This is a genomic window from Paenibacillus sp. Soil787 (genome assembly GCF_001429545.1).
Taxonomy (GTDB): domain Bacteria; phylum Bacillota; class Bacilli; order Paenibacillales; family NBRC-103111; genus Paenibacillus_E.
In genome coordinates, this window is record NZ_LMSP01000025.1 from 61180 (window position 1) to 75773 (window position 14594).

Below are 14594 nucleotides of genomic sequence, written 5' to 3' on the forward strand. Positions count from 1 at the left end.
AGGATTCTCTATCAGTTCCTTCAAATATCCATGTTCCGTTTTTATCAATTTCCATTAAAACATCAATTTGCTCTTCTGCTGTACGCTTATACCGCCCCGTTGACGTTTGATGATGAACAATGGAATCGAGTTCATACCAAGGTACATTAATTTTCTTTGATAAGCGTTTTGCCAATGTCGTCTTACCACTAGCTACAATTCCAATAATGAGGATTTTTTTCATTCCTAAGGTACATTAATTTTCTTTGATAAGCGTTTTGCCAATGTCGTCTTACCACTAGCTACAATTCCAATAATGAGGATTTTTTTCATTCCTATTTTGGCTCCTTAATATCGGTGATACATATTTCTTCGTCATATATGCAGGGATTCCTTTTAATGTAAGTTAAGCCATAGATAACTGCCCTTCCCTCGGTTTTAAGGGTCTACTTCAACGGGGCTGCCGATTAGAAGTCTGCCGATCCATTGTTGGCGACAGACTTCTGTGAAACAGCTTATTTCTTTACCTTTCGGGTAACGGACTTAAATCATTTGCCATGAAACTTTGGCTGTAATACTGATTTGGCAAATGTCCTTGAACCTGATGCCATCCTTTTGAGTCCTCCCACACGAACCGTAACTGTACAGTTTGTTCCATCGTAGAGCGCCATGAAGGATGAAGGTGTGTGTCCCAAGCATGTGACCATTCCCAAATATTGAATTGATTTGGCTGTAATTCTGAACATGCCAATTCCGATTTAGAATCAAAGCCCATACGTTCCCAACCAAACAGTTGGTTGCCGATATATACATGTATGTTTCTTGCCGCGTCCGTACCGAGATTTTTTAAAATCACCTCATAAGAAACAATAGATAACGGCTTCGGGTCATTTATAGCCTTGGCTTCGTAAAGCAGCATATTTGGTCTTATTTCCCAATCTGGAACTGTAGGACTTAAAGTAATTGGCGGGTCAACATTGTTACAATCAGCAATTTGTTTGGTATGAACTTTCTCACATGCAACTAAAAATATTAACAATACAATCATGAAGCAAAAATAAACAACCTTCCTCACTAAAATCCTCCAGAAGTAAACGTTATTCATATATGTAGTAACTTTATTCCAGTTTACAGATTAATACAACTGAGGATGAGTTTGTTACTTGGTAAATTTAAGCATTAAGCTATCCCGCCCGACGTTTTCGTGAAAAAGGCAGTCATTTAATGTCTTCTGCCTCGTTGTGTTCTCTACTAAGCTATCGTATCCGTTAGTTGAATTCACTAACCACTTTATCGTCGGAACCATAAAGATAACCTTCTTTTTTTGCAATACTCCATAGATGATTAAATAGTTCCGAAAAAGAATCATTTTCATGTCTCCAGCTTTCGTTATAAGCTAATATCTTCTCGGGTGCAATTTGATTTTCTTTCCAAACCGTTCCCTTTGAATGTACGTTCTGCGCAAAAGCCTGCATCTTGTCAATTGCCTTAACGAATTGTGATTCGAGTGTGTCTCCTGTTTCAAACTCATCCCACAATTCATTGAATTCACTTTTGAAGTCCTCTGGGAGCTGTGCAAACAGAATCTCAGAAGCTTCATCCTCTCTTAGCTTCTTCCCAACACGTGCCTTAATATCATGGGTAAATGTATCACCAGCATAAATCTCAACTAAATCGTGAATTAAAATCAACTTTAAAGTTTTTTCTAAGTTGACTTGATACCCCATTTCCTTGTGTAACAAAAGAGCAAACATACACATGTGCCAGGTATGTTCAGCATCATTTTCACGACGTGCCGTATTCGATACATAGGTTTTACGTTCGATAGTTTTAAATTTGTCTAAAACTGAAAGAAAATTAATTAACTGAGTAATACGGGTAAACATTAATATTTCTCCCCCTCTTTAAAAACATATTATAACAAACGACGGCAGCCGATCATATGCCAGCTGCCGTCTTGTTGAGAATGGACTATAGTTCTTACGTTAGCGTAATGAATAAATTCTATCTGTTCCTCTTAATAACTATCTATAAATGAAAATACATAAGGGCAATCAGCTTATCCAGCAAACGCCCATGTCTTGTTCAATTCAATCCTTTCCCTCCACCGACCGGTGCAGTGACCCGACCAGGTCTACAAAGTGACACCCGCGCTCTTCAAAGTTACGATATTGGTCAAACGCAGTGCATGCAGGACTCAGCAGCACAGTGTCGCCCGGTTCGGCCAGCTTGTGCGCCTGCGCCACTGCTTCGGCCAGGCCTTCGCAGCGGACAATAGGCGGGCAACTCAGCACTCTGCGCACCTCTGCCTCGATTTGACTGGCCGCTTCTCCGATTAACAGAAGCACCTTGACATGATCAGGCAGCAGCCTAGCCATCTCGTCAAACGGTACTTTCTTATCTCGCCCGCCGGCGATCAGCAGCACTCGGCCCACATGCGCATGCAGCGTGGCGACGGTACGGGCGGGGCTGGAGCCGATTGAATTGTTGTAATAATGCACACCGCCCACAGTTGCTACCCACTGGTTTCGGTGCTCCACACCGACGAAGTTGCGCACCGCTTCCAGGATTGCCTCATCAGACACGGTCCCCCGCACGGCGGTCATTGCAGCCATAACGTTCTCCACGTTATACCAACCCGGCAAACGAATATCACTGATGGGTAATAGACCGTCGATTATCCCATCGTGGACAGTGTGCACGCCGAAATACTTGTTCCGTCCCCGCCCGCGCAGTTCGGCGGTCGCCGGATTGTCGCCGTTTAGGATGGCAACGTCGTTAGCACTCTGGAAATCCAGCAGTCGGCGTTTGGCAGCGGTATATTCATCCATGTCGCGGTGCCAGTCGAGGTGATTGGGCGAGAGGTTGGTAATCACCGCCACATGGGGAGAGCGCGTCATGTCCATTAGCTGGAAGCTGGACAGCTCGACCGCGCACGCATCCAGCGACGACATCTCGCCCGCGCGCGTCAGAAGTGGCGTGCCAATGTTGCCACCCAGATGAACCGTACGCCCCCCGTCAGCCAGCATGTCTGCAATCAACGACGTGGTGGTGGTCTTACCGTCCGAACCGGTCACGCCAAAAATAGGACAAGGACACAGCGCAAAGAACTCCTCCATCTCACTGGTCACACGGCTGCCGCCAGCACGGGCCGAGTCCAACGCCGGATGGTCTGGGCGCATGCCCGGAGTGCGGAACACTACGTCGCCCCCAACGCGATCCAGATAATTCTCACCCAGACGCAACCCGACGCCTAGATTGTCCCACTCCTCACGGGGCAAGGCCGGATTGCGGTCGCGCACGGTGACGTGCGCCCCGGCCGAGCACAGCATGCGGATCAGTGGTGAATTGCTGACGCCGGCGCCGATGACGGTTACGTCCCGACCAGCCAGCGATTGGATATAGGTGTCAAAAGCAGGATTCATAAGCACCTCCGCTTAGAAAATGTCATTTAGTCAAATATACCACATATTGGAACTATCCTGCCCGTTAGTTCAGAAAAGGCCCCCGATCAATTCCGCCCGCTATCGTCAATTACACGAATTGCTATAACACATGTTAAGTCGTCAAACAAAAAAAACGGGCTCTCCCACTAACTCGGAGTGCCCAATCAAATAAACAAGAATTACAGCAGAATCAAGATAGCGAACGCAGCGCTTCAGGAGTGAAAGGCTTCAGCTCGTCAAGCCGGCCATCGCGGACCTTAGCCGCCCATGCCGGATCAACCAGCAGCGCACGGCCGACAGCAACCAGATCGAACTCTCTATTGTTAAGCTTGTCGGTCAAGGTATCCAGATTCGCTGTACCTGCGTTTTCCCCTCTAAACGAAGATAGAAACTCATTATCCAGACCTACGGAGCCCACAGTGATTGTAGGTTTGCCGGTTAATTTTTTAACCCAGCTTGCGAAATTCAGATCGGAACCGGCGAACTCCGGTTCCCAGAAGCGGCGGGTCGAGCAGTGAAATACATCAACACCCGCTTCTACAAGCGGCGCAAGGAATTTGGCTAGTTCATCCGGATTGGCTGCCAATTTCGCCTCGTAATCACTTGATTTCCATTGCGATATCCGCAGTAGGATAGGGAAATCGGGTCCTACGGCGCGACGGCAAGCCGCAATAATTTCAGCCGCAAAACGGGTTCTTTTCACAAGGTCTCCGCCATAGCTGTCGGTGCGCTGGTTCGTTCTCTCCCAGAAAAACTGATCGATCAAATAGCCGTGGGCGCCATGAAGCTCAATCCCGTCAAAGCCGATCCGTTTGGCATCCGCCGCCGCTTGTGCGTAAGCGGCAACAACGGAATCGATCCTTTCCTGACTCATCGGCTCATTGACTTTTTCCCCGGTCGCGAGATCCAAGCCTGAAGGTCCGATCGGCAGTTCCTCCGGGTTCGGAACGGCTCCTACCTTACGGTCCGTGCCGATATGCCATAGCTGCGGCATAATCAGCCCGCCGGCTTCATGTACCTCCGCGACGACGCGAGCCCAGCCATTCAGCGCTTCCTCCCCATGGAAATTCGGAATATTCGGATTATTGATGGCAGCCGGATCGTTGATCAGGGTACCCTCCGTAATAATAAGCCCTACACCGTTATCAGCACGGCGACGGTAATAAGCGGCCACATCAGGACCCGGCACTCCTCCTGGAGAGAAGGCTCTCGTCATTGGAGCCATGACGACCCGGTTCTTTAGGTTCAAAGTTCCAAGCTTGGAGGACTCGAATAAAGGTCCTAGCTTGGAGGCAGGTTGGATTTTTTGATTATTCATTTTAGCATTACCTCCATATAAATAAATTCAGGTTTCATAAGCCTTGTCACTTAAACTGTCATACATATTATTACAGTTATTGAAATTACTATACCATACTTTTTCCAAAAGCACTACTTTTTACTTACTGTTTTCTGCAAATAAACTGACATCAGCCTCTTCTACCGCAGCTGCGGTTTTTGCGTCGGTGTAGAAGGAAAACAAAGTATTAGACTGACCTTGCCGATCCTACGCGGCCTTTTTAATATTTAGAACGTCAGGTCCCGTAAAAACCCCAGATAATGGGGCTATTTCAATTCATTCTCGTCAAGTACAACCGGGAGCTCGATCCAAGCTCGTACACCTTGATCTTCTCTAAGACTGTAATGTAAACCGTAGTTTTCGCCGAAATGCAGCTGAATCCGCTTCTGAACATTAATAATTCCGAAGCCTCGATTATTTTCCTTCCCCTGCAGGATACCATTCATCGTCTCGATATCCACCTGGCGATAACCGTTATCTTCTACACTGATGATGACATTATCATCCGCGCTTTTTACCGAAATCCATAATTCCCCATCCTGGCTCATGTTCTTAATCCCGTGCAGAATCGCATTCTCAATAATCGGCTGAAGAACGACCTTCGGCATGACAAATCGCTTCGCTCCCTCTTCAATATCCCAATGGACTTGAAAGGCATATTCATAGCGGAATAGCTGCAAGCGAACATAAGCCTCCGCGTGATTGATTTCCTCCATAACCGGAATTAAAAGCTTCCCTTTGCTAAGCCCAATTCGCATAATTAGCGATAAATCCTTGATCATTTCAGCAGACTCTGCTGCCCCTTCCATTAGCGTATGCCAATATACAGATTCCAAGGTGTTGTAGAGCAAGTGCGGATTAATTTGTGTATGAAGAATAGATAATTCAATCTCCTTATGCCTCAGTTCGAGTTCATATTGGTCATAAATCGTTTGATTCAAGCGATCAGTCATGCGTATAAAATGATTATTGAGTAAAACAATCTCATTTTTGCTATCCGAGTGTAAGGAAATAGCTAAGGGTCTACCTGGATGATAAGAATTCGTGATGCGGGCTAATCGAGAGATCGGTTTCAAGATCGACTGGATAAAGTATATACTCGCCAAAATCAAGATAAAGAAATAAATAACCATGATCCAATCAACTAATCGCTGCACACTAATATGATCGATAATAATCGACTGAACAGGAACTCGCATGAGCAATTTCGTTTTCGAAAATTCACTTGTATGAAGAACGCACATAAACTCATGATCAGCCTCTTTCAGCTTATACACACCTTCTACTTGATTAGCCGGAACATATACCGAGGATCCGATCTCAAAACTGGTTGTATTCGTCGCGAGCACCATATTATCTTGGTTTAACAACATCAATTCCGCATCCGCATACTTGTCAAAAGGTGAAAAATCCAACTGAAGAGGTGTCTCAATGCCAGATACAACCAAATAACCAATCACACTTTCCCCGTTATAAATGCTATTTAATTGGCGCATATAGGCAACGGTTTTTAAATTATTAGGGTTGTATCCGAATTTATCGATAACACGAATAACCCCCTCCCCCTTGGCCTGACTCACTTCCTTATACCATGAGAGTGCATTCAAGTCTGTTGAATAAAAAATACCATTGTTCAGAAGATCCGGATTGGGGACGAACGAATACAGCTTATCTGTATCCGAAAAAAACAACGAATATTTCACCGCACTCGTCGAATAGTTGTTCAAATATTTATCAAGGGCTTTAAAGATTTCAAATCGTTCATACTCCGATGAGGACGGGATGCTTGCAAACTGTTGGATTTCCTGGGATATCATGATTTTCTCTGTCTTTTCCTCGAAATCACTGCTCTCTCTGTCTAGTGTCAAATGACTTCCTCGCACTAACTGGAGCAGCGCGTTCCCTACTTGCTCTTCTGTAATGGACTCCAGCTTCTTGGCTACAAACAAATCCAATACCAATATCGGGATGACGACGAATAAGATGAGCAATACGATCAACTTTTTCATCAAATTCATATTACGCAGCATTTTTCGCATGCCGACATTCCTTCCTTTCAAGCCGTATCCTCGGAGATTATAACTCCTAGCCGTCTCATTGCACACTTAGCTTCGCTATAACGGTCGCAATCTCCTTTAAGCAAAAGAAAACGCCTTCAGAATAAGCATTCTGAGGGGCGTTCTTTGACCTAACCTTTGACACTGGAAACGGTTAACCCACGTATGATAAATTTTTGGAAAATGAGAAAAAAAACAACCGGCGGCAGCATAGCCATTGTCAAGATAGCAAACCGTACGCTCCACGGAATAACCGAGGTTGAGTACACCACATACCGATAAATCCCTGTGGCAAGCGGGTACATCTCCTTTTCTGTCATCACAATACTAGGCCAGTAGAACTCGTTCCATGTTGTCGAAAAGGACAGAATCAGCAGAGTCCCAATAATGGGAGTTGAAAGTGGGACAGCAATTTTAATGAATGAATTGAATTCACTCGCCCCATCGATTCTCGCTGCCTCCAGAATTTCTTTGTGAATGCCATCGAAGAAGTTTTTGAGCAGAAGCATGAAATAAGCATTCGCTGCAGCCGGCAGCCAGAAGGCCCAGTATGTATTGATCATGCCCAAGCTTTTCAGGTTCATAAAGTTAGGAACGATATAGGTGGCTTGCGGTATCAACAGAGTCGCTAAGAAAAAGAGCGTCACCCATCTCTTGAACGGTACCCTCAAATGTGACAACGCGTAGGCAGCTAAACCAATTAGGAGCAGCGAGCATACGACATTTCCCATGTAGATGAATATCGTATTCTTCAAGAAAGTCAGTAATGGCAAATCGAACCCGTTCCACGCATCATTGTAATTGGTCCAAACCCAGCTTTTCGGAAAAAAGGTTGGTGGAAAGGCAAAGAATTCCTCACGTGTTTTGAGTGAACCAAAAAAGGTATTGAAAAACGGGTATAACGTCGTAATGCCAATGATGATCATCAGCAGCACCATGAGGGTGTATCCGGCTTTCACAGCACCTTTTTTCATATCAAATGGCGAAATAATGCCGCGTTCATCTCGTTTCATGCCTTCTCACCTCTACGCTGCAACAGATTGTATAGCACGGACAGTAGGATTAAAACGAAAAACATTAAGCTGCCCATTGCACTCGCTTTCCCAAAATCAAGATCACGGAACGCCGTATGATTCATCCACAGCAGGTACGTAAGCGTCGCATTATTCGGGCCACCGTCGGTCATCGATAATTGCGCTTGAAAGCCCTGTGAAGTTGTGATCAACTGCAAGAGAAGCAGAAGCAGCATCAATGTCTTGATACTTGGCAAGGTAATATGGCGAATACGCTGCCAGACACTGGCGCCATCGATCTCAGCCGCTTCGTATATGTCCCTCGGAATACCCACAACTGCAGCGATATAGATGAGAGTGGCTGCGCCAAAGCTTTGCCACGTTTCTAGCAGAACAATCGAACCCATGGCCATCTTTGGACTGAAGAACTCCACTTTTGGGATACCGAACGTTTGTAACAGGCTGTTAATTGGGCCAACGGCATCAAAAAACCACTGCCACATCCCATAGAGCACGATGGCTGGAACAGCGCTTGGCAAATAGCCAATTATACGGGCTGCCCCCTGAAACCATTTTAATTCGGAGACGACAATTGCGATAAGCGGCGGTACCCAGAAACCGAATAGGACGCCTAAGCCCATATAGTAGAGCGTATTTTTAATCGAGGTGAGCAGCAGTCCATCTTGAAAAATACTTACATAGTTAGCCGAGCCAATGAAATGATTGCCATCGACAAAATCTATATTGTAAAAGCTGTAGAAAATCCCTTTAAAAATCGGCACCCATAAAAATACAATAAATAACACGATTTCTGGAAGGACAAACAGCGTCCCCCACAAATACCAGTTGATTTTCTTCTTCACCGTACTACTCGCTACGACAGGTCGTATACTCAATTCTGCTGCCATGTTGAACACTCCTTAAAGTTTTCGTTAGAAAAATCGGACCTAAACCGCTAAACGGCTTAGATCCGATGTTCCGGTGCTACTCGACTTTCACTTTGTCAAATACTTCCGTTTGCACTTTATTCGATGCATCAGTCAACGTCTTTTTCAAATCAACATCTTTGGTTGTGAACACTTTTTGGATCACATTGGCCATCTCGGTATAATATTTCTGTGCTTCATACTGCGCTTCAGGCTTGCCGTCCCATAGGCTTAATAATTGTGGATCGTATTTAAATACGTTGTCATATTTGGCCAGTAAATCGGTATACTTTTGACCGAAATCTGAGGATTCCTTCCAGTAGTTAATCGGTTGTGGAATGTAGACACGGTTTTTCGCTTTACGGTCTTCGATTTCTTTTTTCGTGGAATTTAAGAAATCTTCTGTGAAGTACTCATCCGTAATCCATTTGAAAGCAACTTGCTGTTGATCCTTATCACTCTTCGGATTGATAACACGATAGTTACCGCCAAGAACGCCCGTATGCTTGCCGCCTTTCGTCATCGAAGGCATTGGATATACGATCATATCCTCTTTGCTGATACCGCCTTCATTGATCGCTGTATCAGCCGCGTTGCCGCTTCCGCACATCACCATCGCACCGCGTCCTTGGGAGAAAGCGCTCAATGCGTCGCCATACCCTAAGGCCCAGTTCTGAGGAATTAAGTTCTCGTCTTTTAACTTTTTATAAAATTCAAGCGCCTTCACACCAGCATCAGAATTGAACACGCTTACCACTTTCCCGTTATCGAGCTTCTGCACATCGCCGCCAGCTGCATAAAGGAAATTCGTCCAGTTCCAGCCTGCTTCCGGTCCTTTACCCATTGGAATAAAACCTGCGATTCCTTTGGCCGGATCATTAATCTTTCTCGCTGCCGTTAACAGATCATCCCACGTCCAATCCATTGGAGGCAGCTCGACACCTTTATCTTTGAAAAGCTTCTTGTTCAGCGTAATGGTCATCACGTAACCGTCGATGGGTACTCCATACGTTTTACCATTCACCACAAACGGTTTGGAAAGAAGATCATTCATGTCCTTAGCATGTTCCCAGGCATTGATTGAATCGGTAATATCAGCGACCCATTTCTTGTCGACGAGCACTTTACCTTCTGTTGCATACGTCGTGTATTCGGTTGGCGCGCTATTCGAAGCCATTTTGATCCCAATTTCCAACGGGTTGTACTGCCAGTCGTCTTTCTTGAAATCAACATTCGGGGTTTTCGCCTTAAAGCGGCTGATCCGCTGGTCAAGCTGGTCATTCTTTTCCTTCTGGTCAGGCTTGAAGCCTTGGGCTGTAATTGTCACCTTTTTGGCTGCAGGCGTTGCTGCTGCTGCTGTTTCCTTTGCTGAGGCGGGACTGCTTGTTGTGCTAGTCGTGGTACTGTTCGTACCACATCCTGCGAGTAAAACGGTCAGTGCAATCGCACTGATGGCTGAAGCCTTTTTAGCATTCATGTTTGGTTCCCCTTTCGAATCGTTTCATCAAATGTTAGTTTCTACACTTTCGATTATAAAGGGAACCGCCAAGAGCGACGATGTGTCCTGTTACGCTAATCATGTCGCATCTTACGGACCCGTATGTTTTAACTCCGAAATATTCAACCCGAAATGTTTTTTGAAAATTTTACTAAAATGCTCTGGTGATTCGTAACCGATTTCCTCCGAAATTTCGTACCTGCGTTTGTCCGTGGTCAGAATCAATTGCTTCCCTTTTTCCATACGAAGCTTGGTCACATAGTCCCAAATGTTGACTCCCATCACTTTTTTAAACAAATAACTCAAATAATTAGGGCTTAAATGCACAGCATCGGCGATATCTTGAAGCTTCAGGCCTTTATCACAGAAGTGTCCTTCAATATAGGTTTTTGTCTCATAAACAATTCGGTTATTAGCCTCGTCAACCTGCGTGTTTGTTAAATTCTGCTCGTTCGTCGTTTTGCCGATATCCTCAATGTAGAACATGTGATGCCCTTTGTGTGTTTCACTCCAAGCCAAGCTCTCCAGAGCTTCTTGATAGATAACAGGCAGCTGTGTGATACCCTCCCGAATGCGGCTGATCCCAATCTGAGATTTGACATTGACGTATTTCTGCAAATTCGTGTGACTCATCTGGGCGACCATCAACAATTGATTAATGCTCTGAGAACCCCTAATCTCCTCTTCAGGAATTTGCAGCAGCAAGGAGAAAGTAGAATTATGCGTATTAAAAACAAGATGACACCACTGATTCGCGGTCTCCTCAATAATATTCAAAGCGGCGTACTTCAGAAGACTACGGTCCTTCAGCGTCGATATTTCCTGATCATGAATGCCGCCTCGATCTAGGGATAATTTGATCACTAACATGCTGTAATGAGTACCTCTCATTCGGGTTCCAAGCTTCTCCATAATGGCAGGTACCTCGGACTCATGGACCGTTCCGGTGACAAGCTCATTCAAGTAATAATTCATCTCGAGCGACGTATGCTCTGACAGGGTTCGGCTGCTCTCCAAATTCGAGAAATGCCGCTGCTTCTCTTTCTTCTCCCCCAGCAGCTTAGTTGCTACCGAAATGAGATGAGGCGGCGTTATCGGCTTGACCAAATATTCCTTGGCTCCGAAACGGATCGCCTTCTGTGCGTACTCAAACTCGCCATGGGCGGATAAAATGACGATTGGAATCGTAGGATCTTCCATGAATATATTTTCAATTAATTCAATACCGTTCATCTTTTCCATCTGTATATCCGTAAAAACAAGATCGATTTTCTCCAAATGTATAAAATCCAACGCTTCAAAACCGTTATATGCGATAAACACCTCAGCGATGTCCAGATTCGACTGTTTCAATATGGTAGCCACGCCTTTACAAATCATCGGCTCATCATCTACAACCAAAATATTAACCATGCGGCCACCTCACTATCCTTTTATGCATCAATACCATTTTATTGTACAACAAATGGCAATAACATGTGTTTTAATACGGTTATTGTGTCTTATGTTCCGAATTGTGAGGATAAACAATTTAAACAAAAGCAGGCTCGGACTTAAGTGGATTACAAAGGCGAGGAGTTTTAATAACCTCCTCGCCGCCGACAAACATGAATTTGACTTATTTAATTGTTAAATTAAAACCGGTCTGAATGAAGTAGAGACTAGGATAAGCAATATTCTTGGTCGTCAATCCAGTAAACGTTGCGGAACCATTATTCGTGTACGTATAGATAGCAGCACCTTTATGTTGTCCTGCAAAGCGTGAAGTTGTCACCCCATCGAGACCAGTACCGTCAATAGTAACGTTATTAAAGTTGATATTCTGGAATCCGCCACTATAACCAAATTGAACTGCATCGCGTTGTGTGTTAAGAATAGTCACGTTGGAGACAGTCAGGTTTTGTATAGGATCCGAGGAAGCTTCTAGATCGATCGCACCACGTTCCCCATTGTAAAGATCTTGACTAGTACCCGTGTTAATTAGGGTATTATCCGAGAACACGATACCGGTGTTGTTTTGGAAATGGTAACCCGGGAATACAGTGTTCATTCGGAAACCGGAACCACCAACAGTATCTACAATTAAGTTGTTAGTAGCTTTGTGTCCGCTTCCTCCGAAGAATGCAATAGCACCTGCGCGCCAGTTATTCTCAATTGTGTTGAAGGTGAAGGTATCATTTACACCCATTACAGCGCCATTGGTGTTATCTGTCCAAACAGCGAGAGCATCATCGCCGTTATTGCGCAAGCTTGAATTGCGTACTGTTGAGTTGCTCGTTCCTTGACAGAAGTTAATGCCGTCGGCAAGATTGTTTCTGACGCGGCTGTTTTCAATCAGCAGACCATCGGCATGAATAGCAGGCGTGTGAGCATAATCGGCTACCCAGAAACCACACTCAAAGTGTTCTTCCCAGATGTCGTGAATTCTGGAGTTTGTCCCGAAGTTATCCATAAATGCTTTGTATATGGCATTTTGGTTATAACGCGAACGGAGATTCGAGTTCATATATACGTTACTGAAATCAAGTTGACCGCTGATACGGAACGAGATGCCGCCGCCAGCCGCATTTGAATTCGTAAATAGGATGTTTGTAAACCAAATGCCTGCACCCGTAATCGTTAGGTTATTAATCATGTTGCTGGCAGTACCGATCTGCCACATGCTGCTAAGATGGAATGTTCCTTCTGGAATGTACAACGTTTTTCCAGATGAAACAGCTGCACTGACAGCAGAGTTAAAAGCTGCAAGATCATCTAGTCCATCGTTCGGAACGGCACCGTAATCGGTTACAGAGACCGAGTTAGCCGGACGTGCAATAGCGGTAGGAATTGCCTCTATTTCGAGGAAGTCAACGCCATATTCTAAGCTGTCTCCATTGTTCTTCTGTATACGGATCGTATCTCCTTGGTGGAGGGCTGTATCCAGTTTAAAGTGCACTTCATCAAAACGGAAAAGCGGACGTCCACCGCCAGGCGCATCTGCAGGCTGGTCACTGGAGAAATATTGCCAGCTGTAGTAGGAGGTCAACGAAACAGTTTTGGTTTTAACGCCGTTTACATAAACGTCAAGCGAACCGTTCAATCCCATGCCGTTGCTCGAATCTGGCATCGTAAATCTCATGGTTACACCTGCTCCGCCTTCCCCCTGTCTAATTGCCCATTGCACATAGGAGCCGTTCGAAGGAAGAGCTACATAGCTTTGACCAGAAGCTTCAGATGCAGTAAGCGATTGATCAAATGTAGGTGCGGACTTCACATTGGCACCACCACCGATGGATGCATCCTGCGTATCATATCGGGTATATGGCATGCTCGCACCACGTGCAGCATAGACAACAAGGCTTGCAGTACTAGTGTTGTTTGCTTGTTTCATACTTACTTCATTCGCATCGGCTGCAACCGTTGCAACTACCGTGAAACTGCCATTTACTGCGGTCCATGTACCAGTAAGGGCTACATTAACGGATGCCCCCGCTGCGATGGCACCGCTATAGGAGCCAGTAAATGTTTGAATGGCTGAACCAGAAGAATTTTGAAGAGCTAGGGTGACATTATGAGTACCGTTTGCAGAAGCTATGTTGCCTTGGTTTTTCAGATTTACAGTAAAGGATACGTTATTGCCGGCTACTGGATTGCTTGGTGCCCATGAAGCCGTATCAACCAAATCAGAGCTCGGAACCGCATTAACAACCAGGTTGGAGCTGCTTGTGTAGCTGTTATTGCTTTCATTCAGCTCGATGACGGCATTCTCCTCGTCCACTTTCACTGTCGGTGTGTAGCTGCCTGCCGTTTGGGCTGCGATGTTCACCGACACGGTAGCCGTTGCACCTACAGCTAAAGCTGCTACTGGGGCAGATCCGACTTTCGTCGTGCCTACGTAAAAGTTAACGGTTGTTGCCGTTGAGGAGGCGGTGCCGATATTTTTCACAACAGCGTTAAGTGTAATGGCGTCGGTTTCAATTGGCGAATTCGGTGTCCAAGTCAGGCCCGTGATCGTCAGGTCTGGATTCAGAGCTGGGGTACCAATGACTTCAAACTCAGCAACTTGAGCCCCCGGCGCACCGGAGTTCGCCGTGATTTTCAATTGCACGTCACTGACTGTTGCTGTCACCGGAATTGTAACGACGTTGCCGGAAGACGGATTAAACGTGTATGTAGCAGGAGAAACAAGCGTCGTGAATGCCGTGCTGCCTTGCGGTTTTCCCAGCACTTCGATCGTCTGCGTACGCGTTGCCCATACTGAGTCTGGGTTCAGCTTGACAGCAACAGACGAGATGGAAGCATTTGCGCCCAAGCTTACGGCAAGCGTAGCCGGATAAGCACCGGAACCACTCTC

General features: G+C 45.5%; 12 protein-coding genes. All 12 read right to left on the bottom strand.

All coding sequences use genetic code 11. From position 1 onward, the window contains the following. Window positions 1-223: EutP/PduV family microcompartment system protein (locus ASG93_RS36510; RefSeq protein ID WP_321166701.1), on the bottom strand; the 223-nt coding region annotated here is incomplete at its 3' end. A gap of 2 nt (window positions 224-225) precedes the next feature. After that, entirely contained in the window at window positions 226-312 is an 87-nt protein-coding gene (locus ASG93_RS35320; protein ID WP_156411004.1) for a EutP/PduV family microcompartment system protein, read from the bottom strand. A 190-nt stretch (window positions 313-502) separates the two neighbouring features. Continuing rightward, window positions 503-1054, bottom strand: coding sequence for a hypothetical protein (locus ASG93_RS22195; RefSeq protein WP_056835387.1), 552 nt, complete (start codon window positions 1052-1054; stop codon window positions 503-505). A gap of 193 nt (window positions 1055-1247) precedes the next feature. Then, window positions 1248-1865 carry an HD domain-containing protein gene (locus ASG93_RS22200; protein WP_056835389.1) on the bottom strand — a complete coding sequence of 206 codons (618 nt, stop codon included), beginning with the start codon at window positions 1863-1865 and terminating at the stop codon, window positions 1248-1250. Window positions 1866-2069: 204 nt separating this feature from the next. Next, window positions 2070-3404, bottom strand: a complete 1335-nt coding sequence (gene murD, locus ASG93_RS22205) for a UDP-N-acetylmuramoyl-L-alanine--D-glutamate ligase (RefSeq protein WP_056835391.1) — start codon at window positions 3402-3404, stop codon at window positions 2070-2072. A 211-nt stretch (window positions 3405-3615) separates the two neighbouring features. Next, window positions 3616-4743 (bottom strand): NADH:flavin oxidoreductase, encoded by a 1128-nt coding sequence (locus ASG93_RS22210; protein ID WP_056835393.1) that lies wholly within the window; start codon window positions 4741-4743, stop codon window positions 3616-3618. Window positions 4744-5030: 287 nt separating this feature from the next. Continuing rightward, window positions 5031-6803, bottom strand: coding sequence for a histidine kinase (locus ASG93_RS22215; RefSeq protein WP_056835394.1), 1773 nt, complete (start codon window positions 6801-6803; stop codon window positions 5031-5033). Between the two features lie 149 nt (window positions 6804-6952). Then, on the bottom strand, window positions 6953-7834 hold the full coding sequence (locus tag ASG93_RS22220) for a carbohydrate ABC transporter permease (protein ID WP_056835396.1): 882 nt from the start codon (window positions 7832-7834) through the stop codon (window positions 6953-6955). After that, the gene (locus ASG93_RS22225) at window positions 7831-8742 is read right to left on the bottom strand and encodes a carbohydrate ABC transporter permease (RefSeq protein ID WP_056835398.1); all 912 of its coding nucleotides are present in this window, start codon (window positions 8740-8742) and stop codon (window positions 7831-7833) included. The genes ASG93_RS22220 and ASG93_RS22225 overlap by 4 nt, the downstream gene beginning before the upstream one ends. A gap of 76 nt (window positions 8743-8818) precedes the next feature. Beyond that, entirely contained in the window at window positions 8819-10237 is a 1419-nt protein-coding gene (locus ASG93_RS22230; protein WP_056835400.1) for an ABC transporter substrate-binding protein, read from the bottom strand. Window positions 10238-10348: 111 nt separating this feature from the next. Beyond that, window positions 10349-11671: a response regulator gene (locus ASG93_RS22235; protein ID WP_056835402.1), complete on the bottom strand. Its 1323-nt coding sequence runs from the start codon at window positions 11669-11671 to the stop codon at window positions 10349-10351. A 205-nt stretch (window positions 11672-11876) separates the two neighbouring features. Further along, window positions 11877-14594, bottom strand: a 2718-nt coding sequence (locus tag ASG93_RS22240; RefSeq protein WP_056835403.1) for a CARDB domain-containing protein, incomplete at its 5' end; no start/stop codon positions are given.